Source organism: Kluyvera ascorbata ATCC 33433, from assembly GCF_000735365.1.
Lineage (GTDB): Bacteria > Pseudomonadota > Gammaproteobacteria > Enterobacterales > Enterobacteriaceae > Kluyvera > Kluyvera ascorbata.
In genome coordinates this window covers 20482-46153 of the sequence record NZ_JMPL01000011.1, presented here as the reverse complement: position 1 = coordinate 46153, position 25672 = coordinate 20482, and the positions used below count along the sequence as shown (strand labels likewise).

Annotated in this window: 17 protein-coding genes; 11 read left to right on the top strand and 6 right to left on the bottom strand. The window is 53.8% G+C overall.

Going from position 1 to position 25672, the window contains the following annotated elements; translation table 11 throughout:
- Window positions 1-85: 85 nt before the first annotated feature.
- The 7 genes from cmoM to GKAS_RS05080 all read left to right on the top strand — a co-directional run bounded on the left by cmoM (window position 86) and on the right by GKAS_RS05080 (window position 10791).
- On the top strand, window positions 86-880 hold the full coding sequence (gene cmoM, locus GKAS_RS05110; RefSeq protein WP_035892425.1) for a tRNA uridine 5-oxyacetic acid(34) methyltransferase CmoM: 795 nt from the start codon (window positions 86-88) through the stop codon (window positions 878-880).
- Window positions 873-2195, top strand: coding sequence for a chromosome partition protein MukF (mukF, locus tag GKAS_RS05105; protein ID WP_035892424.1), 1323 nt, complete (start codon window positions 873-875; stop codon window positions 2193-2195). The genes cmoM and mukF overlap by 8 nt, the downstream gene beginning before the upstream one ends.
- Window positions 2176-2880 carry a chromosome partition protein MukE gene (gene mukE / locus GKAS_RS05100; RefSeq protein WP_035892423.1) on the top strand — a complete coding sequence of 235 codons (705 nt, stop codon included), beginning with the start codon at window positions 2176-2178 and terminating at the stop codon, window positions 2878-2880. Before mukF ends, mukE begins: the two co-directional genes overlap by 20 nt.
- Window positions 2880-7328, top strand: a complete 4449-nt coding sequence (gene mukB, locus GKAS_RS05095; protein ID WP_035892421.1) for a chromosome partition protein MukB — start codon at window positions 2880-2882, stop codon at window positions 7326-7328. Before mukE ends, mukB begins: the two co-directional genes overlap by 1 nt.
- Before the next feature lie 229 nt (window positions 7329-7557).
- Window positions 7558-9342, top strand: coding sequence for a L,D-transpeptidase (ldtD, locus tag GKAS_RS05090; RefSeq protein ID WP_035892420.1), 1785 nt, complete (start codon window positions 7558-7560; stop codon window positions 9340-9342).
- A 184-nt stretch (window positions 9343-9526) separates the two neighbouring features.
- The gene (gene mepK / locus GKAS_RS05085; protein ID WP_035892419.1) at window positions 9527-10078 is read left to right on the top strand and encodes a peptidoglycan L,D-endopeptidase MepK; all 552 of its coding nucleotides are present in this window, start codon (window positions 9527-9529) and stop codon (window positions 10076-10078) included.
- A gap of 65 nt (window positions 10079-10143) precedes the next feature.
- Entirely contained in the window at window positions 10144-10791 is a 648-nt protein-coding gene (locus tag GKAS_RS05080; protein WP_035892418.1) for an MBL fold metallo-hydrolase, read from the top strand.
- Between the two features lie 84 nt (window positions 10792-10875).
- Here GKAS_RS05080 and GKAS_RS05075 read toward each other — a convergent pair whose 3' ends face one another.
- From GKAS_RS05075 to pncB, 4 genes are all read right to left on the bottom strand, one after another.
- Window positions 10876-12066, bottom strand: a complete 1191-nt coding sequence (locus GKAS_RS05075) for an amino acid aminotransferase (protein WP_035892417.1) — start codon at window positions 12064-12066, stop codon at window positions 10876-10878.
- 183 nt (window positions 12067-12249) lie between these two features.
- Window positions 12250-13428, bottom strand: coding sequence for a porin (locus tag GKAS_RS05070; protein ID WP_035892416.1), 1179 nt, complete (start codon window positions 13426-13428; stop codon window positions 12250-12252).
- Between the two features lie 611 nt (window positions 13429-14039).
- On the bottom strand, window positions 14040-15440 hold the full coding sequence (gene asnS, locus GKAS_RS05065) for an asparagine--tRNA ligase (RefSeq protein ID WP_035892415.1): 1401 nt from the start codon (window positions 15438-15440) through the stop codon (window positions 14040-14042).
- A 167-nt stretch (window positions 15441-15607) separates the two neighbouring features.
- Entirely contained in the window at window positions 15608-16810 is a 1203-nt protein-coding gene (gene pncB / locus GKAS_RS05060; protein WP_035892414.1) for a nicotinate phosphoribosyltransferase, read from the bottom strand.
- A gap of 264 nt (window positions 16811-17074) precedes the next feature.
- On the opposite strand from pncB, the gene pepN reads away from it, so the two are divergent.
- A complete protein-coding gene (gene pepN / locus GKAS_RS05055; RefSeq protein WP_035892413.1) occupies window positions 17075-19687 on the top strand; it encodes an aminopeptidase N in 2613 nt (870 codons plus the stop codon).
- 124 nt (window positions 19688-19811) lie between these two features.
- Here pepN and ssuE read toward each other — a convergent pair whose 3' ends face one another.
- A complete protein-coding gene (ssuE, locus tag GKAS_RS05050; RefSeq protein ID WP_035892412.1) occupies window positions 19812-20387 on the bottom strand; it encodes an NADPH-dependent FMN reductase in 576 nt (191 codons plus the stop codon).
- Between the two features lie 251 nt (window positions 20388-20638).
- On the opposite strand from ssuE, the gene pyrD reads away from it, so the two are divergent.
- The gene (gene pyrD, locus GKAS_RS05045) at window positions 20639-21649 is read left to right on the top strand and encodes a quinone-dependent dihydroorotate dehydrogenase (RefSeq protein ID WP_035892411.1); all 1011 of its coding nucleotides are present in this window, start codon (window positions 20639-20641) and stop codon (window positions 21647-21649) included.
- 164 nt (window positions 21650-21813) lie between these two features.
- Window positions 21814-22356 (top strand): cell division protein ZapC, encoded by a 543-nt coding sequence (gene zapC / locus GKAS_RS05040; RefSeq protein WP_035892410.1) that lies wholly within the window; start codon window positions 21814-21816, stop codon window positions 22354-22356.
- On the opposite strand, the gene GKAS_RS05035 is transcribed toward zapC, so the two are convergent.
- Window positions 22353-23462 carry a YcbX family protein gene (locus GKAS_RS05035; protein ID WP_035892408.1) on the bottom strand — a complete coding sequence of 370 codons (1110 nt, stop codon included), beginning with the start codon at window positions 23460-23462 and terminating at the stop codon, window positions 22353-22355. The two genes, zapC and GKAS_RS05035, sit on opposite strands and share 4 nt — an antisense overlap.
- A gap of 98 nt (window positions 23463-23560) precedes the next feature.
- Between GKAS_RS05035 and rlmKL the strand changes: the two genes are divergently transcribed.
- Window positions 23561-25666, top strand: a complete 2106-nt coding sequence (rlmKL, locus tag GKAS_RS05030; protein ID WP_035892407.1) for a bifunctional 23S rRNA (guanine(2069)-N(7))-methyltransferase RlmK/23S rRNA (guanine(2445)-N(2))-methyltransferase RlmL — start codon at window positions 23561-23563, stop codon at window positions 25664-25666.
- Window positions 25667-25672: the final 6 nt, after the last annotated feature.

Genomic DNA, 25672 nt, shown 5'->3' with positions numbered 1-25672 from the left:
GCAGCGATATTACACCAGATAGCTTCATTATCGCCGTGGGTGTGACAAAATAGCCCCTTTGTCACTGGCGATGTGAGGATGTCCTGTGAAGGATCGCAATTTCGATGACATTGCGGATAAATTTTCCCGCAATATATACGGCACCACGAAGGGACAGCTGCGCCAGGCTATTCTGTGGCAAGATCTTGACGCGCTGCTGGCTAAAATGGGGCCGCAGCCGCTGCGTATCCTGGATGCCGGCGGTGGTGAAGGCCAGACGGCCATCAAAATGGCGGAGCGTGGTCATCACGTAACGCTATGCGATCTTTCCGAAGAGATGATCGCCCGGGCAACGCAGGCCGCCAGCGAGAAAGGTGTGAGCCACAACATGCATTTCGTACAATGCGCGGTCCAGGATGTGGCTGAGCATTTGGAAAGCCCGGTTGATCTGATATTGTTCCATGCTGTGCTGGAGTGGGTGGCCGAACCGCAGGACGTGCTTAACACGCTGTGGTCGGTGCTGCGTCCGGGCGGCGCATTATCATTAATGTTCTACAATGCAAACGGCCTGTTGATGCGTAACATGGTGGTCGGCAACTTCGATTACGTGGCGCTAGGCATGCCTAAAAAGAAAAGACGTACGCTGTCGCCGAACTACCCGCGCGATCCGCAACAGGTCTATCGCTGGCTGGAAGAGAGCGGCTGGCAAATTGACGGGAAAACCGGCGTGCGGGTGTTTCATGACTATTTGCGCGATAAACAGATGCAAAAAAACAGTTTTGATATTTTGCTGGAGCTTGAAACGCGCTATTGCCGCCAGGAACCCTATATTAGCCTGGGGCGTTATATTCATGTCACCGCGCTGAAGCCGCAGACAGAAACAAGGATAAACGATGAGTGAATTTTCCCAGACAGTCCCCGAACTGGTTGCCTGGGCCAGGAAAAATGATTTCGCCATTTCGCTACCCGTCGATAGGCTCTCGTTTTTGCTGGCTATTGCAACGCTGAACGGAGAACGACTGGAAGGTGAAATGACGGAAGGCGAGCTGGTGGACGCGTTTCGTCACGTCAGTGATGCGTTTGAGCAAACCAGTGAAACCATCGGGACTCGTGCCAATAACGCGATTAACGACCTGGTTCGCCAACGTCTGCTGAACCGCTTTACCAGCGAAATCACGGAAGGCAACGCCATTTATCGTCTGACTCCGCTGGGGATTGGCATCACCGACTATTATATTCGTCAGCGTGAATTCTCCACTCTGCGCCTCTCTATGCAGCTATCGATTGTTGCCAGCGAGCTCAAGCGCGCGGCGGATTCCGCCGACGAGGGTGGCGATGAATTTCACTGGCATCGCAACGTTTACGCACCGCTGAAATACTCAGTGGCCGAGATATTTGACAGTATCGATCTGACGCAGCGCATTATGGATGAGCAGCAGCAATCGGTGAAAGACGATATTGCCCAGTTGCTGAACAAAGACTGGCGCGCGGCTATCTCCAGCTGTGAGCTGCTGCTTTCTGAAACCTCCGGCACCCTGCGTGAACTGCAGGATACGTTAGATGCCGCGGGCGACAAGCTACAGGCCAACCTGCTGCGTATTCAGGATGCCACGTTGAGCCATAACGATCTGCACTTTGTGGACAGGCTGGTATTCGATCTGCAAAGCAAGCTTGACCGCATCGTGAGCTGGGGCCAGCAGGCAATTGACCTGTGGATTGGCTACGACCGCCACGTGCATAAATTTATCCGTACCGCTATCGACATGGATAAAAACCGCGTGTTTGCTCAGCGTTTGCGCCAGTCGGTACAGTCTTACTTCGACGCGCCGTGGGCGCTCACCTACGCCAGCGCCGACCGTCTGCTGGACATGCGTGATGAAGAGATGACGCTGCGCGACGAAGAGGTCACCGGGGAACTTCCGCCGGATTTAGAGTACGAAGAATTTAACGAAATTCGCGAACAGCTCGCCGCGCTAATTGAAGAACAGTTGGCTATCTATCGAACCAAACAGCTGCCGCTGGACCTCGGTCTGGTGGTGAAAGAATACCTGGTGCAGTATCCGCGCGCGCGTCACTTCGACGTCGCGAGAATCGTGGTAGACCAGGCGGTACGTTTGGGCGTGGCGCAAGCAGATTTCACAGGACTGCCGGCTAAATGGCAGTCGATTAATGATTACGGAGCCAAGGTACAGGCGCATGTCATCGATAAATATTGAACAAGTGATGCCGGTTAAACTGGCACAGGCCCTGGCCAACCCCCTTTTCCCGGCGCTGGATAGCGCGTTGCGCGGTGGTCGCCACATCGGTCTGGATGAACTGGACAACCACGCCTTTTTAATGGATTTCCAGGAATATCTGGAAGAGTTTTATGCCCGCTATAACGTGGAGCTGATTCGTGCGCCGGAAGGGTTCTTCTATCTGCGCCCGCGCTCTACTACGCTGATTCCTCGCTCGGTCTTATCCGAACTGGACATGATGGTCGGCAAAATTCTTTGCTACCTGTACCTGAGCCCGGAACGTCTGGCGAATGAAGGCATCTTCACCCAACAGGAGCTCTACGATGAGCTACTGTCGCTGGCCGACGAAGCCAAACTGCTGAAGCTGGTGAATAACCGCTCAACCGGTTCTGATCTTGATCGTCAGAAGCTGCAAGAGAAAGTCCGCTCCTCGCTGAACCGCCTGCGCCGTCTTGGGATGGTGTGGTTTATGGGGCATGACAGCAGCAAATTCCGCATTACCGAATCGGTGTTCCGCTTTGGCGCCGACGTTCGCTCCGGCGATGACGCGCGTGAAGCGCAACTGCGCATGATTCGCGATGGCGAAGCGATGGCGATTGAAAACCATCTGCAGCTCAATGACGAGAACGACGACAATCAGCAGGATAGCGGGGAGGAAGAGTAATGATCGATCGCGGTAAATTTCGTTCGCTAACGCTGATTAACTGGAACGGGTTCTTCGCCCGTACCTTCGATTTAGATGAACTGGTGACCACGCTTTCGGGCGGTAACGGTGCCGGTAAATCCACCACCATGGCGGCTTTCGTCACGGCGCTGATCCCTGACTTAACCCTGCTGCACTTTCGTAACACCACGGAAGCCGGGGCCACCAGCGGTTCTCGCGATAAAGGCCTGCACGGTAAGTTAAAAGCCGGCGTCTGTTACTCTGTGCTGGACGTGATGAACTCACGCCATCAGCGCGTGGTGGTGGGCGTGCGTCTACAGCAGGTTGCCGGGCGCGACCGTAAAGTTGACATCAAGCCATTTGCGATTCAGGGCCTGTCAACCTCCATTCAGCCAACGCAGCTGCTGACTGAAACGTTGAATGAACGCCAGGCGCGCGTACTGAGTCTGCAAGAGCTGAAGGACAAGCTTGATACCATCGAAGGCGTGCAGTTCAAGCAGTTCAACTCGATTACGGATTACCATGCGCTGATGTTCGATTTGGGCATCGTGGCCCGTCGCCTGCGCTCCGCGGCGGACCGTAGCAAGTTCTACCGCCTGATTGAAGCCTCGCTGTACGGCGGTATTTCCAGTGCGATTACTCGCTCGCTGCGTGACTATCTGTTGCCGGAAAACAGCGGTGTGCGTAAAGCCTTCCAGGATATGGAAGCGGCGCTGCGTGAAAACCGCATGACGCTGGAAGCGATTCGCGTCACTCAGTCTGACCGTGACCTGTTTAAACATCTGATTTCTGAAGCCACCGACTACGTGGCCGCCGACTACATGCGCCACGCTAACGAGCGTCGTGTGCATCTTGATAAAGCGCTGGAATACCGTCGCGAACTGTATACCTCTCGCTCTCAGCTGGCGGCAGAGCAGTACAAACACGTCGATATGGCCCGTGAGCTCCAGGAACACAACGGTGCAGAAGGGGATCTGGAAGCCGACCACCAGGCCGCCAGCGATCATCTGAACCTGGTGCAGACGGCGTTGCGTCAGCAAGAAAAAATTGAACGCTATGAAGCGGACTTAGATGAGCTGCAAATTCGTCTGGAAGAGCAGAACGAAGTGGTGGCCGAAGCCGCCGAGCAGCAAGAAGAGAACGAAGCGCGCGCGGAAGCCGCCGAACTGGAAGTGGATGAGCTGAAAAGCCAGCTCGCTGACTACCAGCAGGCGCTGGACGTCCAGCAAACCCGCGCCATTCAGTACACGCAGGCGCTACAAGCGCTGGAGCGTGCGAAAGCGCTGTGTCATTTGCCGGACTTAACGCCGGAAAGCGCGGGCGAATGGCTGGAAACCTTCCAGGCCAAAGAGCAGGAAGCAACGGAAAAACTGCTGACCATCGAACAAAAAATGAGCGTGTCGCAGACCGCGCACAGCCAGTTTGAACAGGCGTTCCAGATTGTTGAGGCCATTAACGGCCCGCTGGCGCGTAACGAAGCCTGGGAAGTGGCGCGTGAACTGCTGCGCGACGGCGTCAACCAGCGTCATCTGGCGGAGCAAGCGCAGCCGCTGCGCAGCCGTCTGAACGAACTGGAACAGCGTCTGCGTGAGCAGCAGGAAGCCGAGCGTCTGCTGGCTGATTTCTGCAAGCGTCAGGGCAAACAGTACGGTATCGACGAACTCGAAAAGCTGCATCACGAGCTGGAAGCGCGTATCGCTGCGCTGAGCGACTGCGTGACCGATGCCCGCGAACAGCGTATGGCGCTGCGTCAGGAGCAGGAACAGCTGCAATCGCGCATCTCCGCGCTGATGCATCGTGCGCCGGTATGGCTGGCGGCACAAAACAGCTTAAGTCAGCTGTGTGAGCAGAGCGGCGAGCAGTTTGAGTCCAGCCAGGATGTAACCGAATACCTGCAACAGCTGCTGGAACGTGAACGTGAAGCCATCGTTGAACGCGACGAAGTTGGTGCGCGTAAACGTGCCGTCGATGATGAAATTGAGCGTCTTAGCCAGCCAGGCGGTTCTGAAGACCAGCGCCTTAATGCGCTGGCAGAACGTTTTGGCGGCGTGTTGCTGTCCGAAATTTATGATGACGTTAGCCTCGACGATGCGCCGTATTTCTCCGCGTTATACGGGCCGTCTCGCCACGCTATCGTGGTGCCGGATCTGTCGCAGATCGCCGAGTATCTGGAAGGGCTGGAAGATTGCCCGGAAGATCTCTATTTGATTGAAGGGGATCCGCAGTCCTTTGATGACAGCGTATTCAACGTCGATGAACTGGAAAAAGCGGTGGTGGTGAAAACCTCCGACCGCCAGTGGCGTTATTCACGCTTCCCATCGGTACCGCTGTTTGGTCGTGCTGCGCGCGAAAGCCGCATTGAGAGCCTGCACGCCGAGCGTGAAGGGCTGTCCGAACGTTTTGCGACCCTGTCGTTCGACGTACAGAAAACCCAGCGTCTGCACCAGGCGTTCAGCCGTTTTATCGGCAGCCATCTGTCGGTAGCGTTTGAGGACGATCCGGAAGCGGAAATCCGCAAACTGAACGCCCGTCGCAACGAGCTGGAACGTGCGCTCAGCAGCCACGAAAGCGATAACCAGCAGCAGCAGGCACAGTATGAGCAGGCGAAAGAGGGCGTGGCCCTGCTTAACCGTCTGCTTCCGCGCCTGAGCCTGCTTGCCGACGAGACGCTGGCTGACCGCGTTGAAGAAATTCAGGAACGCCTGGACGAAGCTCAGGAAGCCGCGCGCTTCATTCAGCAACACGGCAATCAGCTGGCGAAGCTGGAGCCGATCGCTTCTGTTCTGCAGAACGACCCGGAGCAGTTTGAACAGCTGAAAGAAGATTATGCCTGGTCACAGCAGGTGCAGCGTGAAGCGCGTCAGCAGGCGTTTGCCCTGACGGAAGTGGTACAGCGTCGCGCGCACTTTGGCTATTCCGATTCGGCGGAGATGCTCTCCGGCAACAGCGATCTCAACGAAAAACTGCGTGAACGTCTGGCGCAGGCGGAAAGTGAACGTAGCCGCGCTCGTGAAGCAATGCGTACTCACGCAGCGCAGGTTAGCCAGTACAGCCAGGTGCTGGCATCGTTGAAAAGCTCTTATGACACCAAAAAAGAGCTGCTTAACGATCTCTATAAAGAGTTGAAAGATATTGGCGTTCGCGCCGATGCCGGTGCAGAAGAGCGCGCGCGTATCCGCCGCGACGAGCTGCATGCCCAGTTAAGTAACAACCGTACGCGCCGTAATCAGCTGGAAAAAGCGCTGACCTTCTGCGAAGCGGAAATGGATAACCTGACCCGTAAGCTGCGTAAACTGGAACGTGATTATCTCGAAATGCGCGAGCAGGTGGTGAGCGCGAAAGCGGGCTGGTGCGCGGTGATGCGTCTGGTGAAAGACAACAACGTTGAACGTCGTCTGCACCGTCGCGAGCTGGCTTATCTCTCTGCTGACGATCTGCGCTCGATGTCGGATAAGGCGCTGGGTGCGCTGCGTCTGGCCGTGGCGGATAACGAACACCTGCGCGATGTGCTGCGCATGTCGGAAGATCCAAAACGTCCGGAACGTAAGATCCAGTTCTTTGTCGCCGTTTACCAGCACCTGCGCGAACGTATTCGTCAGGATATCATCCGCACCGACGACCCGGTTGAAGCCATCGAACAGATGGAAATCGAGCTGAGCCGCCTGACGGAAGAGCTGACCAACCGCGAACAGAAGCTGGCGATAAGCTCCCGAAGCGTGGCGAACATTATCCGCAAAACCATTCAGCGCGAGCAGAACCGTATCCGCCAGCTGAACCAGGGTCTGCAGAGCGTGTCGTTTGGTCAGGTGAACAGCGTGCGTCTGAACGTGAACGTCCGTGAAACCCACTCGACGCTGTTGGACGTGCTGTCTGAACAACACGAGCAGCATCAGGATCTGTTCAACAGCAATCGCCTGACCTTCTCGGAAGCGCTGGCGAAGCTGTATCAGCGTCTGAACCCACAAATTGACATGGGCCAGCGCACGCCGCAAACCATTGGTGAGGAGCTGCTCGACTACCGTAGCTATCTTGAGATGGAAGTTGAGGTTAACCGTGGTTCCGACGGCTGGCTGCGTGCGGAGTCCGGCGCGCTGTCTACCGGGGAAGCTATCGGTACCGGGATGTCAATTCTGGTGATGGTGGTGCAGAGCTGGGAGGATGAAGCGCGTCGTCTGCGTGGTAAAGACCTGTCTCCGTGCCGTCTGCTGTTCCTTGATGAAGCCGCACGTCTGGATGCCCGCTCCATCGCGACGCTGTTCGAACTGTGCGAGCGTCTGGAAATGCAGCTGATTATCGCGGCGCCGGAAAACATCAGTCCGGAGAAAGGTACGACCTACAAACTGGTGCGTAAAGTGGTACAAAACCACGAACACGTTCACGTTGTCGGTCTGCGAGGCTTCGCCGCCCAGCTGCCGGAAACCTTGCCCGGGACCGCCGACGCATCGTAGGTGTAGCATGTCGCCCGGGCGAGCATAGCGAACCCGGGAAATGACACTTAATCCGAAAACAGAATCTAAGGCGACATTTATGTCGCCTTTTTTGTTATCCGTATTTAGCCTATAGCGCGTTATTATCTTTAGACTTCTTTACATTTGAACGGGCAAAAAAGTTTTTGTCTTTATATACTGAAGGTGAGCCCACGTTACGGGTCTTCGTATATTTAACAGGGGGCAAGGGATGTTGCTGAAAAAAGAAAATGGTCGTCGGTTGTCAGCGGTAAGTTTGTGTCTGGCAATGGCGTTTGCTCCACTGTTTACGGCTGTTGCAGGCGAGCCAGAACTGGTGCCGTCTGACAGTAGCGCACTGCCTGCAGAACCTTCTCCGGTACTGCTCCAGCCGGGCGCGCAATCGCCTGTGATGGCAAACCTTGTCGGTACTAAGCCACTGGCGGACGGTGCAGCGGCAAAAAGCCGCGCTGAGATCCAGTCGATACTGCCCGCTGGCTACCAACCCGTCTACATGAACCCGCTGGTAACGCTCTACGCTGCCCGCGAGATGAAACCGATGTGGGAGAACCGCGAGGCGGTTCGCGCTTTCCAGCAGCAGCTTGCGGAAGTGGCCATCGCCGGTTTCCAGCCACAGTTTACCAAATGGGTTGAACTGCTCACTAATCCTAACGTCAGCGGCATGGCGCGCGATGTCGTGCTCTCCGATGCGCTGATGGGCTATCTGCATTTTATCAGCGGTATCCCGGTTCAGGGTAATCGCTGGCTATATAGCGATAAACCTTACACGCTGGCGACACCGCCGCTGTCGGTGATGAATAAGTGGCAGACGGCGCTGGATAATGGTTCTCTGGTGCCGTTTATTGCCTCACTGGCACCGAAGCATCCGCAGTATGCGGCGATGCATCAGGCGCTGTTAGCGCTGGTGGGGGATACCCGCCCTTGGCCTAAGCTAACATCGACGGCGTCATTACGACCAGGTCAATGGAGCAGTGATGTTCCGGCACTGCGTGAAATCCTCCAGCGTAATGGCATGCTGGATACCAGTCCGGCGATCCCGTTGCCGGGTGATAACGTCGGCAAAACAAAAAAAGTGGCGAAAAGCGGCCCTGCGGCCTACGACCGTCAACTGGTTGATGCGGTTAAGCGGTTCCAGGCGGCGCAAGGTCTCGGCGCTGACGGGGTTATTGGTACCTCAACTCGCGACTGGCTGAACGTCTCTTCTGCCGAGCGTGCTGGCGTACTGGCGCTGAATATTCAGCGTCTGCGTTTGCTTCCTGGGAAAGTCTCTACCGGGATTATGGTGAATATTCCGGCATATTCGTTGGTCTATTACCTGAACGGTAATGAAGCGCTGGCCTCACGAGTGATTGTCGGTCGTCCCGATCGCAAAACACCGATGATGAGCAGCGCGCTGAACAATGTGGTCGTCAACCCGCCGTGGAACGTACCGCCGACGCTGGCACGCAATGACATTCTGCCAAAGCTGCGCAATGACCCAGGTTATCTGGAACGCCATAACTATACCGTGCTGCGCGGCTGGAACAGTAAAGAAACCATCGACCCGTGGCGCGTGGACTGGTCAACGATCACGCCGTCGAATTTGCCGTTCCGTTTCCAGCAGGCGCCGGGAGATCATAACTCATTGGGCCGCTATAAGTTTAATATGCCAAGCTCAGACGCTATTTATCTGCATGATACGCCTAACCATAATCTGTTCCAGAAAGATGCTCGGGCATTAAGTTCCGGATGCGTGCGGGTTAATAAAGCATCTGATTTAGCAAATATGCTGTTACAGGATGCCGGCTGGAATGACACGCGTATATCTGATGCGTTGAAGGAAGGTAATACCCGTTACGTTAATATCCGGCAGAATATTCCGGTTAATCTCTATTATCTGACCGCCTTTGTTGGCGCTGATGGTCAGACACAATATCGAACAGATATTTACAATTACGACGTTACGGCGCGATCCGGCGCACAAATTTTGCCAAAAGCGGAACAATTAATCAGATAAATGAAGTAGTTCAGGTAATGTAGTGGTCGAATAAAAAGCGTAGGGACCAGCCCCGAACGTCTGGGGTTGGTCTTTCTGCGCTACAGGCCGCCTTGACGCTGGCTTTGATGCCCGGTAAGGTGCAAGACGTGCGCCAGAAGTGCATATATTTCGATCACATTTACTGACTGTAGACCTGATTATCATGGACAAATTTGACGCTAATCGCCGCAAACTGCTGGCGTTAGGTGGGGTTGCGCTGGGCGCTGCCGCCATCTTACCCACGCCCGCGTTTGCGACCCTCTCGACCCCTCGTCCGCGTATTTTAACGTTGAGTAATCTACATACGGGTGAGTTGCTAAAAGCCGAATTTTTTGACGGCCGAAGCTATATTCAGGATGAATTAGCAAAACTAAACCATTTTTTCCGTGACTATCGCGCGAATAAAATAAAGAGCATCGATCCTTCTTTGTTTGATCAGCTCTATCGCCTTCAGGGATTATTAGGAACAAATAAGCCTGTGCAATTAATCTCCGGATATCGTTCCATCGATACCAATAATGAGTTGCGAGCGCACAGCAGTGGGGTAGCGAAAAAGAGCTACCACACGAAAGGTCAGGCAATGGATTTCCATATTGAAGGTATTTCGTTAAGTAATATACGCAAAGCAGCGTTATCTATGCGCGCAGGTGGTGTAGGATATTACCCTCGTAGCAACTTTGTGCATATTGATACCGGTCCGGTTCGGCACTGGTAACTCTACGCCCGACAGTTCAGGTTCACTGATGTATCTGAGCGGTGATGAGTATAAACAGGAGCAGCATGAATTATCGTATTATTCCGGTCACGGCGTTCGCGCAAAACTGTTCATTGATTTGGTGTGAGCAAACCAAACTGGCGGCCCTGGTCGATCCCGGCGGTGATGCTGAAACCATCAAACAGAAGGTCGCCGAAGCTGGCGTGACGTTGCAGCAAATTTTGCTGACCCATGGTCATCTCGATCATGTGGGTGCGGCGGCTGAACTGGCTCAGCATTATGGTGTGCCGGTTATCGGGCCGGAAAAAGAAGATGAATTCTGGTTGCAGGGTTTGCCGGCGCAAAGCCGGATGTTTGGCCTTGACGATTGTCAGCCGCTGACGCCAGATCGCTGGCTTAACGAGGGCGACACCGTCAGCGTAGGCAACGTGAAGTTACAGGTGCTGCACTGCCCTGGCCATACGCCGGGACACGTCGTGTTTTTTGATAACGAGGCACGACTGCTCATTTCCGGCGACGTGCTGTTTAAAGGCGGCGTAGGGCGCAGCGACTTCCCGCGTGGTGACCACGCGCAGCTGATTGATGCGATTAAGCGTAAACTGCTGCCGCTTGGCGATGACGTGAAGTTTATTGCCGGGCATGGGCCGATGTCGACGATTGGATACGAACGTCAACATAACCCGTTCCTGCAGGATGAACTTCCTGTCTGGTAAATAATAAAAAAGGCGCTGATGCGGCCTTTTTTTATGTCTATCCGGTAGCCCTGCGTCACTTCGTTCGGCCGGGCTACTCGAATTTTACAGCACGGCGACGATAGCTTCGCACAGCGGCGCCATGTTGTCTGGGGTCATCCCGGCAACGTTAATGCGGCCAGAGGCCACGGCGTAAACGCCAAATTCTTCACGCAGACGCAGAACCTGTTCTTTGGTCAGGCCGCTGAAGGAGAACATACCGTTCTGTTTGGTGATAAAGCTGAAGTCGCGGTTGGCACCTTTTTCTTGCAGCGTATTCACAAACAGCAGACGCATGCGCTGAATGCGTTGACGCATATCGGTCAGCTCCTGTTCCCAGATAGCGCGCAGGGCATCGTTGCTGAGAATGGTTGCGACAACGGATGCACCGTGAGCCGGTGGGTTGGAGTAGTTGGCGCGAATAACGGCTTTCATCTGGCTGAATGCGCGATCGGCAGTTTCCGCATCCGCGGTCACCAGCGTACAGGCACCCACTCGTTCGTTATAGAGACCAAAGTTTTTGGAATAGGAGCTCGCCACAATCAGCTCTTTGTGCAGCGCAGCAAACGCGCGCAGGCCTTCTGCATCTTCTTCCAGACCGCGGGCAAAGCCCTGGTAAGCGAAGTCAAACAGCGGCAGCCAGCCTTTTTCGATAGAGAGCTGAGCCAGCTGTTGCCATTGCTCAAGCGTTGGATCAATGCCGGTCGGGTTATGGCAGCAGCCGTGGAACAGCACTACATCGCCCGCCTGGGCTTCGTTCAGGCTTGCCAGCAGCGCGTCGAAATCTAACGCATGTTTTTCTGCGCTGTAATAGTTGTATTCACGTACTTCGAGGCCCGCAGCGCCAAAGACGCTTTTGTGGTTCGGCCAGCTAGGGTTGCTGACCCAAACGCGCTTCACGTCGGTATTTTTAGCAAGGAAATCCGCTGCGACGCGCAGTGCGCCGGTACCGCCTGGAGTTTGCGCGGTGCGAGCACGCTTATCGCTAACGATAGGGCTACCTTTACCAAACAGCAGTTCCTGCGTGCAGCGACCAAACTCAGGAATACCATCAATGCCGAGATAGTTCTTGGTGGTTTCATTTTCCAGCAGATACTGTTCAGCTTTTTTTACGCTGGTCAGAACCGGCGTCTTCCCGGTTTCATCTTTATATACACCAATCCCGAGATTGATTTTGCTCGGGCGGTCATCGGCACGAAACAGATCGGCCAGGCCCAGAATCGGGTCGGCAGGGGCGGCTGTAATGTTCTCAAACATGACGAGGTTCCATTTATAAGTTCGGGGGAAATCCGCTATCAGGTTAACGGTAGATTTACAAAATGCCAACCGTTAGAGACTAAAAGCGCGAAGGTTTTCAAAAGATACGATCTTCATCTTAGGAACGTAAAAAAGCAGGACCGAGGTCCTGCTTTCTAGGCATTTACAAAGAGGGTGTGCTGATTAGAACTGGTAAACGATACCAACCGCAGCCTGATCGTCGGTCGCCAGACCGGATTCAGCTGAGTAAGTGTTGTCGTCCAGCAGGTTGAACTTGTACGCCGCGTAGACGTTCATGTTCTTGTTGAAGTAGTACCAGGTACCCACTTCGATGTATTTAACCAGATCAGCATCGCCGCCTTTGAAATCGCCACGAGCGATCAGGTCTTTACCTTTAGACTGTACGTAGCCGATGGATGGACGCAGGCCGAAATCGAACTGGTATTGAACCACAGCTTCAAAGTTCTGAGTTTTGTTCGCGAAGTTGTTGTCTGGCTCGCGAGTCATGTTCAGGGTTTCAGCGTACATTACTGCAGCGTAGACGTTGTTCGCGTCGTATTTAGCAGCAGTAGACCATGCTTCTGCTTTGCTACCGCCAGCGCTTGCCCAAGTGTGTGTTACGCCAGCAACAGTGGTGCTGCCTGGGTTAACCTGGTCGTTGGTACGGTCTGCAACTTCATAACCTGCGGCCAGCGCGATGCCGTTGCCGAAGTCATATTGTGCAGAGGTGCTGAAACCGTCGCCATTCGCTTTTGCGCCGTTACCGCCGTAACCAACATCTTTAACGGTACCGTCAGAGTTGAAGGTGGTAACTACTGGGTTGCTGCGCTCGTTTTTACCCTGGTACTGCAGCGCGAAGCTCAGACCATCAACCAGACCGAAGAAGTTGTTGTTACGGTAGGTCAGCAGGCCGGAAGAACGACCGTTCATGAAGTTGTCGGTAGCAGCCCAGGAGTCGCCGCCCCACTCAACCAACATATCGGTGTAAGCTGCGACGTCGTAGATAGCGCCGTAGTTACGACCGTAGTCCAGAGAACCCGCATCGCCAAATTTCAGACCAGCGAACGCCAGACGAGTTTTGGTGCCCTGGGAGCCTTCCGCGTTGGAGGCGTCCATGTTGTATTCCCACTGACCGTAACCCACCAGCTGATCGTTGATCTGAGTTTCGCCTTTGAAACCGATACGTGCATAGGTGGTGTCGTCGCTGGCGGTGTCACCGTTGGTGGTCCAAATGTGCTTACCAACTGCTTTACCGTAGAAGTCCAGTTTGTTGGCATTCTTGTTATAGATTTCAGCAGCATTAGCTGCGCCAGCTACCAGCAGGGCAGGGATTACCACTGCCAGGATATTACGCTTCATCATTATTTATTACCCTCATTAGGTTTTTTTTTATAGACACTCGCCACTGCCGCCAATTACTTCCGTAAATAAAAATTTACGGAACTATTGATGATAGTTTGGTGTCTTTATGTGTCTGAGAGGCATCTTTCCATCCAAAACGTTCTTCCGCCAGCCTGAAAATGCTACAAACATCGAGAATAAGTAAGAAAAAGAAATTATGTGTAACATTTTGTGAATTTTAAGGAACTTTGTGAACTATCTCAAAGTTCTGATACAGGTGCGGGAGAATTGAACCGTTCCTTATCTATCAATATGAATTTCTTATCTTTTATTTGTATAACACCTTTTCTTATCACCAATGTATGCGACGCAAACTTTTTGCTATGGCCATTTTTAGCCATCCGGATAGCTGTGTGTTTGTTCAATAAATATGCTAAGGGATTAGTGAAATCTGAACTGCAATAGTTTATAGGCTAAATTTCGTACAGAGTTGTTGCAATGACATGGGTTGTAACAAACGTCACCAGGGAGGGGGTTGATGTTTAATTTTGTTAAATTTAAAAAAAAGGTTTCTTTACAGTTGCGGGCAAAAAAAGGCCAGCGCGATGGCTGGCCTTTAGCAGACAATAAACTTAGAACGTAGCGCTGCGTGGCGTTCTTGGGAATGGGATAACGTCACGAACGTTCTGCACGCCGGTAACGTAAGCGATCAGACGCTCGAAGCCCAGACCAAAGCCAGAGTGTGGAACGGTGCCGTAGCGACGCAGGTCGCGGTACCACCAGTAGTCTTCTTTATTCAGACCCATTTCAGCCATACGCGCATCCAGAACGTCCAGACGCTCTTCACGCTGAGAACCACCGATGATTTCGCCGATGCCCGGAGCCAGAACATCCATTGCGGCAACGGTTTTCCCGTCGTCGTTCAGGCGCATATAGAACGCTTTAATCTCTTTCGGATAGTTTTTCACAACGACCGGCGCTTTGAAGTGTTCTTCGGCCAGATAACGTTCGTGTTCAGAAGAGAGATCCACGCCCCAGTAGACTGGGTTTTCAAACTGCTTACCGCAGTTTTCCAGAATGGTCACGGCATCGGTGTAATCCACCTGCGCGAAATCGGCGGTCACGAAACGTTCCAGGCGGTCGATGGCATCTTTATCTACGCGCTCAGCGAAGAACTTCATGTCGTCCGCGCGTTCGGTCAGCACAGCGTTGAAGACGTACTTCAGCATCGCCTCTGCCAGACGGGCGTTATCCTCCAGATCGGCGAATGCCACTTCCGGCTCCAGCATCCAGAACTCTGCCAGGTGGCGGCTGGTGTTGGAGTTTTCCGCGCGGAAGGTTGGGCCGAAGGTGTAGATTTTCGACAGCGCACAGGCATAGGTTTCGCCGTTCAGCTGGCCGGAAACGGTCAGGAAGGCTTCTTTGCCGAAGAAATCTTTGTCGTAATCGACTTTGCCCTGATCGTTACGCGGCAGGTTTTCCATATCCAGCGTGGAAACGCGGAACATTTCACCTGCGCCTTCGGTATCGGAAGCGGTAATCAGCGGGGTAGAAACCCAGAAGAAACCTTGCTCATCGAAGAAACGATGCAGCGCCTGCGCCAGCGTATGACGTACGCGGGCAACTGCGCCAATCAGGTTGGTACGTGGACGCATATGCGCGACTTCACGCAGATACTCGATGCTGTGGCGTTTTGCCGCCATCGGGTAGGTGTCCGGATCTTCAACCCAGCCGGTCACTTCAATGCTGGAAGCCTGAATTTCAAAGCTCTGACCTTGACCCTGAGAGGCGACGATCTTGCCGGTGACAATCACGGAGCAGCCGGTGGTCAGACGCAGCACTTCCTGATTGTAATTGGGCAGAGAATTATTAATAACGGCCTGTACAGGATCAAAGCAGGAACCGTCATAGACGGCGAGGAAGGAAAAGCCAGCTTTTGAATCTCGGCGGGTACGTACCCAGCCGCGCACGGTGACTTCGCTGTCAACGGCTACGCGGCCCTGGAGTACGTCGGCTACAGGCACAACGCTCATAATAGTCTCTCTATTCGTAGTCCAATAAAAAAATCGTTTTCCCCGGAACGGCGGGGGGATATCTATGTTACCTGTCATCTTCTATCAGACAAGCAGAATTAGCATCGAGAAGGGCTGTTTTCAGAAATAAATAAAGAAGAAGGGAGCCATGTGGCTCCCTTTGGTGATTAACTCGCCTTTTTGATCTGCGGAAGATCAAATGCTTTACGTAAAGCGCGAACAAACGCTTTATCGTGACAGATAGTTTTACCTGGGCTGTCAGAGAGTTTTGCCACCGGTTTGCCGTTGCACTCCACCAGCTTAATAACAATATTTAGCGGTTTAACCTGAGGAATATCACAGGTCAGGCGGGTACCGATGCCAAAGCTCAAATTGATGCGCGACGAGAAATGGCGATATAACTCGACGGCTTTGGTTAAGTCGAGGTTATCAGAGAACACCAACACTTTACTCAGCGGATCGATGCCAAGTTTTTTATAGTGCTTAATGGCTTTCTCGCCCCACTCAAACGGGTCGCCAGAATCATGGCGCAGCCCCTGGTAACGGGTGGCGAATTCCGGGCCAAAATCACGCAGGAAGGCGTCCATAGTAATACAGTCGGTTAATGCGATGCCGAGCTGGTCTGGATACTCTTCAAGCCAGGCGGCCAGGGCGGCGCGCTGGCTGGTGGCGAGATCGGGGCTGATTTGCTGATGCGCCTGGAACCATTCGTGCGCCTGCGTCCCCATTGGGGTGAGCGACAGACGACGCGCCAGGTCATAGTTGCTGGTGCCGGTAAACCAGGACTCCTGCTGCAGGCGGCCCACAATGGCCTCCTGAACTTCACGGGAGAAGCGGCGGCGGGTACCAAAATCCATCAGCTTGAAAGCGGACATATCAATGTCGGCAGTCAACTGGTTAAAGTCGACTAGCTTACGCTCCAGCATTTCCAGCGCCTGCGGCACGCCGTTTTCCGGCGAGCGGTAGTGATGAACTATCTCGCTAATCACCGCCAGCAGCGGGACTTCCCACATGATAACTTCGCGCCACGGGCCCTCAAGGCGAATATTCAGCTTGCCGTTATCGTTGGTGACGGTGACCTGCTGCGGATCGTAGCGAAAATCACGTAGCCAGTTCAGGTAATCCTGTTTAAAGAAAGGAAGTCCGGAGAGCCAGTGGTATTCGTCATCCTGCAGGGTGAGTGAACGCATGGCTTCGACTTGTTCGCGAATAGCGTCAGCATAAATGCCCAGCAGATCGTCACCACGGCAGCGGAATTCAGCCGCTACGTTTACGTCGTAGTAGTGGTGAAACACAGCCTGCTGCATATGCAGTTTGTAGGCATCTGTGTCTAGCAGCGAGTGCAGCACAGGAGAAGCGAATTGTGTCATGGTGCGCAGTAGCATCCTCTCACAGGAGCGTTTAGTACAATAAACAACAGGGGAGAATCGCTGGAGTATACCTTGTTTATCGATTTATTGAACCCCGATCACACCATAAGGCACGAAGAGTCACCATGGCGTTTTGTGCGGTGTGTTACGCAAATGTATCATTTTTCCCTATTTGACTGGAAAAGATGAAGATTCTGCGTAGCGCGTTTAACACAACAGGAATAGACTGGAGGTCACATTTACAAAAGATGCTAAAGGTTTTTTATGACACAACAGCCCCAAGCCAAGTACCGCCACGACTACCGTGCGCCGGACTACCTGATTAGTGATATTGACCTGGCCTTTGACCTGGATGCCGCAAAAACCATCGTGACTGCGGAAAGCCAGGTTTCCCGCCACGCAGCGTCTGATGTACCGCTACGTCTGAACGGTGAAGATTTAACCCTTATCTCCCTTCACGTTAACGGCGAGCCGTGGGATAACTATAAAGAAGAAGATAACTACCTGGTTATTGCTGGCCTGCCAGAACGTTTCACGCTGAAGATTGTGAATGAAATCAGCCCAGCGGCGAATACGGCGTTAGAAGGGCTGTATCAGTCTGGCGAAGCGCTGTGCACCCAGTGTGAAGCAGAAGGCTTCCGCCACATAACCTGGTATCTTGACCGCCCGGACGTGCTGGCGCGCTTTACCACCAAAATTACCGCTGATAAAACCAAATATCCGTTCCTGCTCTCTAACGGCAACCGCGTTGCCGAGGGTGAGCTGGAAAATGGCCGTCACTGGGTACAGTGGCAGGATCCGTTCCCAAAACCATGCTATCTGTTTGCGCTGGTAGCCGGTGATTTTGACGTACTGCGTGATACCTTCAAAACGCGTTCTGGTCGTGAAGTGGCGCTGGAGCTGTTCGTTGACCGCGGCAACCTGGACCGCGCGCCGTGGGCGATGACCTCGCTGAAAAACTCCATGAAGTGGGATGAAGATCGCTTCGGCCTCGAGTATGACCTCGACATCTATATGATTGTCGCCGTCGACTTCTTTAATATGGGCGCGATGGAGAACAAAGGGCTGAACGTCTTTAACTCCAAATACGTGCTGGCGCGTACCGATACCGCAACGGATAAAGACTATCTCGACATTGAACGCGTGATTGGCCACGAGTATTTCCACAACTGGACCGGTAACCGCGTTACCTGCCGCGACTGGTTCCAGTTGAGCCTGAAAGAAGGCCTAACCGTTTTCCGTGACCAGGAATTCAGCTCTGATTTAGGTTCACGCGCCGTGAACCGCATCAGCAACGTGCGCACCATGCGCGGCCTGCAGTTTGCGGAAGACGCGAGCCCGATGGCGCACCCAATCCGTCCGGACAAAGTTATCGAAATGAATAACTTCTACACCCTGACGGTGTATGAGAAAGGGGCAGAAGTTATCCGCATGCTGCACACCCTGCTGGGTGAGACCAACTTCCAGAAAGGCATGCAGCTGTACTTCGAACGTCACGACGGCAGCGCCGCAACCTGTGATGACTTCGTGCAGGCGATGGAAGACGCGTCCAACGTTGACCTGTCTCATTTCCGCCGCTGGTACAGCCAGGCCGGTACGCCGATTGTCAGCGTGCATGACGACTACAACCCGGAAACCGAGCAGTATACGTTGACCATCCGTCAGCGTACGCCAGCGACCGCTGAGCAGGATGAAAAATTCCCGCTGCATATTCCGTTCGACATTGAACTGTACGATAACGAAGGCAAAGTGATCCCGCTGCAGAAAGACGGGCACCCGGTGCATCACGTGCTGAATGTGACCCAGGCCGAGCAGACCTTTGTTTTCGATAACGTCTACTTCCAGCCGGTACCATCGTTACTGCGTGAATTCTCAGCGCCGGTGAAACTGGAATATAAATGGAGCGATCAGCAACTGACGTTCCTGATGCGTCATGCACGTAATGACTTCTCTCGCTGGGATGCGGCGCAGAGCCTGCTCGCAACCTATATCAAGCTGAACGTTGCCCGCCATCAGCAGGGCCAGCCGCTGTCGCTGCCGGTCCACGTGGCCGACGCGTTCCGCGCGATTCTGCTTCATGAGCACATTGACCCGGCGCTGGCGGCTGAAATCCTGACGCTGCCATCAACGAGCGAAATTGCCGAGCTGTTCGAGATTATCGATCCTATCGCCATTGCCGCGGTGCGCGAAGCGCTGACCCGTACGCTGGCGACTGAGCTGGCCGATGAATGTCTGGCGGTTTATAACGCCAACAAGCTCGACAGCTATCGCGTAGAGCATGCCGACATTGGCAAGCGTTCGCTGCGCAATACCTGCCTGCGCTACCTGGCGTTTGGTGACCGTGAGCTTGGCGATAAGCTGGTGAGCGAGCAGTACCATAATGCCGATAACATGACGGATGCGCTGGCGGCGCTGTCTGCTGCTGTAGCGGCTGAACTGCCATGCCGCGACGCGCTGATGCAAGAGTATGATGACAAATGGCATCATGACGGGCTGGTGATGGATAAATGGCTGATTCTGCAGGCAACAAGCCCGGCGGATGACGTGCTGGCAACGGTACGTAAGCTGCTGAACCACCGCTCATTCAGCATGAATAACCCGAACCGTATTCGTTCACTGATTGGTGCCTTTGCGGGCAGTAACCCGGCGGCGTTCCATGCGGCAGACGGTAGCGGCTATCAGTTCCTGGTAGAAATGCTCACCGTGCTGAACAGCAAAAACCCGCAGGTGGCTTCGCGTCTGATTGAGCCGTTGATCCGCCTGAAACGTTACGATGCGAAGCGTCAGGCGTTAATGCGTGCCGCGCTGGAACAGCTGAAAGGGCTGGAAAACCTGTCCGGAGATCTGTACGAGAAGATTGCGAAAGCATTAGCCTGATACGTAGCTCGGACGAGGCGTTAACGCCGACTCCGGGATTTTCCCGGCGTCGCGTTGCTCGGCCGGGCTACTTTATCGATACAAACAAAAACGCCGCTGGGTTATCCCTGCGGCGTTTTTTTTATCAAACATGTTCGGTGAGTCGTGCGGCACTTAACGTGGGAACCTGGATGTCCCGCCGATGCAATGCCTGCCAGAATGTCTCCAGCGCGCTGTCCAGTCGCGTGTGCAGATTCGGGCTGAACTGGGGCTTATGCTGATAATCGGTCACCTGGCTATCATCGGCAAAGACCCCCTGTAGGATCTCCTGGGCCTTCAACGCATTGAGCACTGGTTTCAAGGCGTAATCCACCGCCAGCATATGTGCCACCGTGCCGCCAGTTGCCAGTGGCAGCACAACTTTGCCTTCAAGCGCACGCTCAGGCAGCAGATCCAGCAGCGCTTTTAATGCGCCAGCGAATGATGCCTTATAGACCGGCGTGGCGATAATCAAGCCATCGGCGTGTGCCAACTGCTCGGTTAAGGTTTGCAGCGCGGGACTGTCAAAGCGGGCGTGAAACAGATCTTCGGGGTCGAAGTTCTGCAAATGCCAATGAAAAACTTCAACGTCGGCGGCAGAGAGTTTCTCCCGGGCATACTCCAGCAGGGCGCTGGAGCGAGAAGGAAAACGGGGGCTGCCTGCTAAAGTAATGACGCGCATGGTCTCTCCTTATAACTAAAAACAAACATTAATCTAAAATTGATAACATTTGCATCAGTGTGTCAGAGGGGAAACCCAGGGCGAAATACTTTTTCTGATGATGAATTACCAGAAAATGCATATGCGGAGTGACGTAGGGGTTGAATGGAGGGAAAACGATTGCGTTTTTTTTGCCATAGGTCAATTCCATTTTTGAGCGTTATCGCACATAATACGCCCCCGGTTTGCACACCGGGAATCCAGGAGAGTTCATGTACTATCCCTTCGTTCGTAAAGCACTTTTTCAGCTCGATCCAGAGCGCGCTCATGAATTAACGTTCCAACAATTACGTCGCGTCACCGGCACTCCGCTGGAAGCACTCGTGCGTCAAAAAGTACCGGAAAAACCGGTGACCTGCATGGGACTGACGTTTAAAAATCCGCTGGGTCTGGCCGCAGGTCTGGATAAAGACGGCGAATGTATTGATGCCTTAGGGGCGATGGGATTCGGCTCTATTGAGATTGGAACCGTCACGCCGCGTCCACAGCCGGGTAACGACAAGCCACGCTTGTTCCGCCTGGTTGATGCCGAAGGGTTGATCAACCGCATGGGCTTCAATAACCACGGCGTTGATAACCTGGTCGAGAACGTAAAAAAAGCGCATTTCGACGGAATTCTGGGTATTAATATTGGTAAGAATAAAGATACGCCAGTAGAGCAGGGCAAAGATGACTATCTGATTTGTATGGAAAAAATCTACGCTTATGCGGGCTATATTGCGATTAATATCTCCTCACCAAATACCCCAGGGCTGCGTACGCTGCAATATGGTGATGCGCTTGACGATCTCCTTTCCGGTATTAAAAATAAGCAATCTGAACTTGAACAAAAGCATCATAAATATGTTCCAGTGGCGGTGAAGATCGCGCCGGATCTTTCTCATGAAGAGTTGATCCAGGTGGCCGATAGTTTAGTTCGCCATAATATTGATGGGGTGATTGCGACCAATACCACATTGGATCGTTCTTTGGTTCAGGGGATGAAAAATTGCGATGAAATGGGTGGTTTAAGTGGTCGTCCATTACAATTAAAGAGCACCGAAATTATTCGTATGCTGTCAGCCGAATTAAAAGGCCAATTACCTATTATTGGCGTTGGCGGTATCGACTCGGTGATTGCCGCGCGCGAGAAGATGGCAGCAGGTGCGTCTCTGGTACAGATTTATTCCGGTTTTATTTTTAAAGGCCCGCCGCTGATTAAAGAAATCGTTACCCACATCTAGTATTTTTCCCAGTATTGTGATCCAGGGCTTTATTTCCGGCCCTGGTTGCATTATATTCCCGTATTGTTGCTTATTTAAACATATTGGTCTTTTATTATTTAAGGCAAAGTAACGCAGCGGAAGAACAGACAATGCATTGGATGCGAATATGATGGGAGAGAAAAATGCGAATTAAACCTGATGATAACTGGCGTTGGTATTATGATGAAGAGCACGATCGAATGATGCTCGATTTAGCCAATGGTATGTTGTTTCGTTCGCGTTTTGCTCGCCGAATGTTAACGCCCGATGCTTTTGCGCCAACCGGTTTTTGCGTTGACGATGCCGCGCTTTATTTCTCCTTTGAAGAAAAATGTCGTGACCTTGTGCTCTCGAAAGAACATCGTGCTGAGCTGATTCTTAATGCCCTCGTCGCCATTCGCTTCCTCAAACCCCAAATGCCGAAAAGCTGGCATTTCCGCGCGCACGAAGATAGCTGGTCTCCGGTGACCGGTGATGCCGCAGCCGTTTGGTTAAGTGACGATGACAGCCAGGTGAATTTGCTGGTGGTAGAGCCAGGCGAAAACGCCGCGCTATGCCTGCTGGCACAGCCTGGGCTGGTACTGGCCGGGCGCACCATGCAGCTTGGCGACCCTATCAAAGTGATGAACGACAGGCTGCAACCTCAGCCAGGGCTGGACGGTTACAGCCTGGAACAGGCGGTTTAAAGCTTCAGCTTCAGTGCGGTTTTCGGCACACAGCTACAGCTAAGAATCGTACCATCGTTAGCTATCGCACTCTTTTTTAGCGGGCTCACTTCTCCGTCCAGTAGCGTCACGCGGCAGCTGCCGCAGATACCCGCGCGGCAGGAATAGGGGACGCGAATACCCTGTTGCTCTAGCTGTTCCAGTAAGATCTGTTGATTATTCCCGGTAAAGGTATTGCCTTCCCAGTCAATCTCCACGAGCGCATCCTGCTGCGTCTGCGGGTCCAGCGCCTCGTCGCTTTTCCCTGCACCATACACGATGGCCGGGCCGGTGGTGAGAATTTCCACTTCATCGCCCACGCGAACCACGCCACTGTTGCGGGCAATCAGGTTTTGACCGAAATCCACATCGCCGTTGGCGGGGTTAGTGCGAAATGACTGTAGCGTGCTCAGCGGTTCTGCTGCCGGGTGTTTTTGCCCTTTTTCTGGGCTGATAGTAGTGAAGATACAGCGGCTGCATGGCTTCACGACATCGAAGACCACGTCGCCAATGCGCAGCGTCTTCCAGCTGTCTTCTTCCCAGGCCTGCGCGCCGGTTACCACCAGATTAGGGCGGAACTGTTCCATGCGAACGCTGGCGCGGCAGCGCTGTTGCAGGTCGCGCAGCGAAGCTTCGTTGGTGAGCAGGAACGGAAAACCATCGGCGAATGAGAGCGGTACCGCATCGTGGCGCTTAACGCGACGGGTGAGGTCATCACCCAGCCAGCGAAGCTGGACATCGCGTTTAAAGAACGGCGTGAGCCACTGATTGATGGCGTCAGGCGCAATACGCGAGGTAAAATGGTTGCCCCAAACTTCGGTTGGCGACGGCTGACCGACGAAATCCGCAAAACGGACTAACGCACTGCTGCCGTCGGGCGCGGTGAGGTGTAAACCATCGTGAAGGACCGCAGGGGTAAAGCGCACCATCGCCGGGAACTGACGGGCGGTAATAAAGGTGCCATCAGGCTCGGTGATCATGAAAATGCGGTCAAACGCCATCCCGCTAATATCGGCAAAGGCGTGCGTAAGCCCGATGCCGCGCATAGATTTCACCGGATGTATAAAAAGCCGCGATAATGTAGCCACAACGCTGTCCCTGAGTCGAAAATAAGCCTTTAACTTTATGACATGGGGCGCAGATTGGCTATAATGCGCAACAATTTTCTGCGAGTAAAAGTGACGATATGAATTCTCTGTTTGCCAGTACGGCCCGTGGGCTGGAAGAGCTGTTAAAAACTGAACTGGAAGGCCTGGGCGCCCAAGAGTGCCAGATTGCCCAGGGCGGCGTCCATTTCCAGGGCGACACGCAGCTTCTGTACAAAAGCCTGATGTGGAGCCGCCTGGCGTCGCGCATCATGATGCCGCTGGGAGAATGTAGCGTCTGGAGCGATCTCGATCTTTATCTTGGCGTACAGGCTATTGACTGGACCGCTATCTTCACCCCGGATGCTACCTTTGCGGTGAGCTTCGGCGGCCTGAACGATAGCATTCGTAACAGCCAGTACGGTGCGTTGAAGGTAAAAGATGCGATCGTCGATGCCTTTACGCGCAAAAATCTACCGCGTCCTAACGTCGATCGCGACAATCCGGATCTGCGTATTAACGTGCGCCTCAACAAAGAGACCGCCTATATCTCTCTCGATCTGAGCGGCGAAGGCCTACACCTGCGCGGCTACCGCGATCGCACCGGTATGGCGCCGATCAAAGAGAACCTGGCGGCCGCTATTGTCATGCGTTCCGGCTGGGTGCCGGGCACGCCGCTGCTCGACCCAATGTGTGGTTCCGGCACGCTGCTGATTGAAGCAGCAATGTGGGCGACTGACCGTGCACCAGGGCTGCATCGCGGCCATTGGGGCTTCAGCGGTTGGGCACAGCATGACGACGCGGTCTGGAAAGAGGTCAAAGCTGACGCCCAGACTCGCGCCCGTGCCGGCCTTGCTGCCTATGAATCTCGCTTCTTTGGTTCCGACATCGACAGCCGTGTCGTTGAGCTGGCGCGAAGCAACGCCCGCCGTGCGGGGATTGGCGAGCTTATCACCTTTGAAGTGAAAGACGTGGCGCAGCTGACCAACCCGCTGCCGAAAGGCCCTTACGGTACCGTTATCAGCAACCCGCCATACGGCGAACGTCTGGAAAGTGAACCGGCGTTGATTGCGATGCACAGCCTGCTCGGCCGCAATATGAAAAACCACTTTGGCGGCTGGAATCTGTCGCTGTTTAGCGCCTCTCCGGAGCTGTTAAGCTGCCTGCAGCTGCGCGCTGAGCGTCAGTTTAAAGCCAAAAACGGCCCGTTGGACTGTGTACAGAAAAACTACCATCTGACCGAAACCACCGGCGAGAAGCCTGCTTCTCTGGCAGAAGATTACGCCAACCGTCTGCGTAAAAATCTGAAGAAATATGAAAAGTGGGCGAAACAGGAAGGGATTGAATGCTACCGCTTGTACGACGCTGACCTGCCGGAATACAACGTGGCCGTTGACCGCTACGCCGACTGGGTAGTGGTGCAGGAATATGCGCCGCCGAAAACCGTCGATGCCAATAAAGCGCGTCAGCGTCTGTTTGATATTATCGCCGCGACCATCGCCGTGCTCGGTATTGCGCCGAACAAGCTGGTGCTGAAAACCCGTGAGCGTCAGAAGGGTAAAAACCAGTATCAGAAGATGAACGAGAAGGGCGACTTCATGCAGGTGAGCGAATACAACGCGCGCCTGTGGGTCAACCTGACCGATTACCTCGATACCGGTCTGTTCCTCGACCACCGCATTGCCCGCCGCATGCTGGGTGAGATGAGTAAAGGCAAAGACTTCCTGAACCTCTTCTCCTATACCGGCAGCGCTAGCGTGCACGCGGGTCTGGGCGGCGCGCGTTCGACCACTACCGTGGATATGTCGCGTACCTATCTGGAGTGGGCAGAGCGTAACCTGCGCCTTAACGGCTTAACCGGTCGTGCGCATCGTCTGATGCAGGCGGACGTGCTGGCGTGGCTGCGCGATACCGATGAACAGTTCGACGTTATCTTTATCGATCCACCCACCTTCTCAAACTCCAAACGTATGGAAGATGCGTTTGACGTTCAGCGCGATCATCTGCGTCTGATGAAAGATCTGAAACGTCTGCTGCGTAAAGGCGGCACCATCATGTTCTCCAACAACAAACGCGGTTTCCGTATGGACCACGACGGCCTGGCAGAACTGGGACTGAAAGCACAAGACATTACCCAAAAAACACAGTCTCAGGATTTCGCCCGTAACCGTCAGATCCACAACTGCTGGCTGATTACCGCGGCCTGAAAGGAA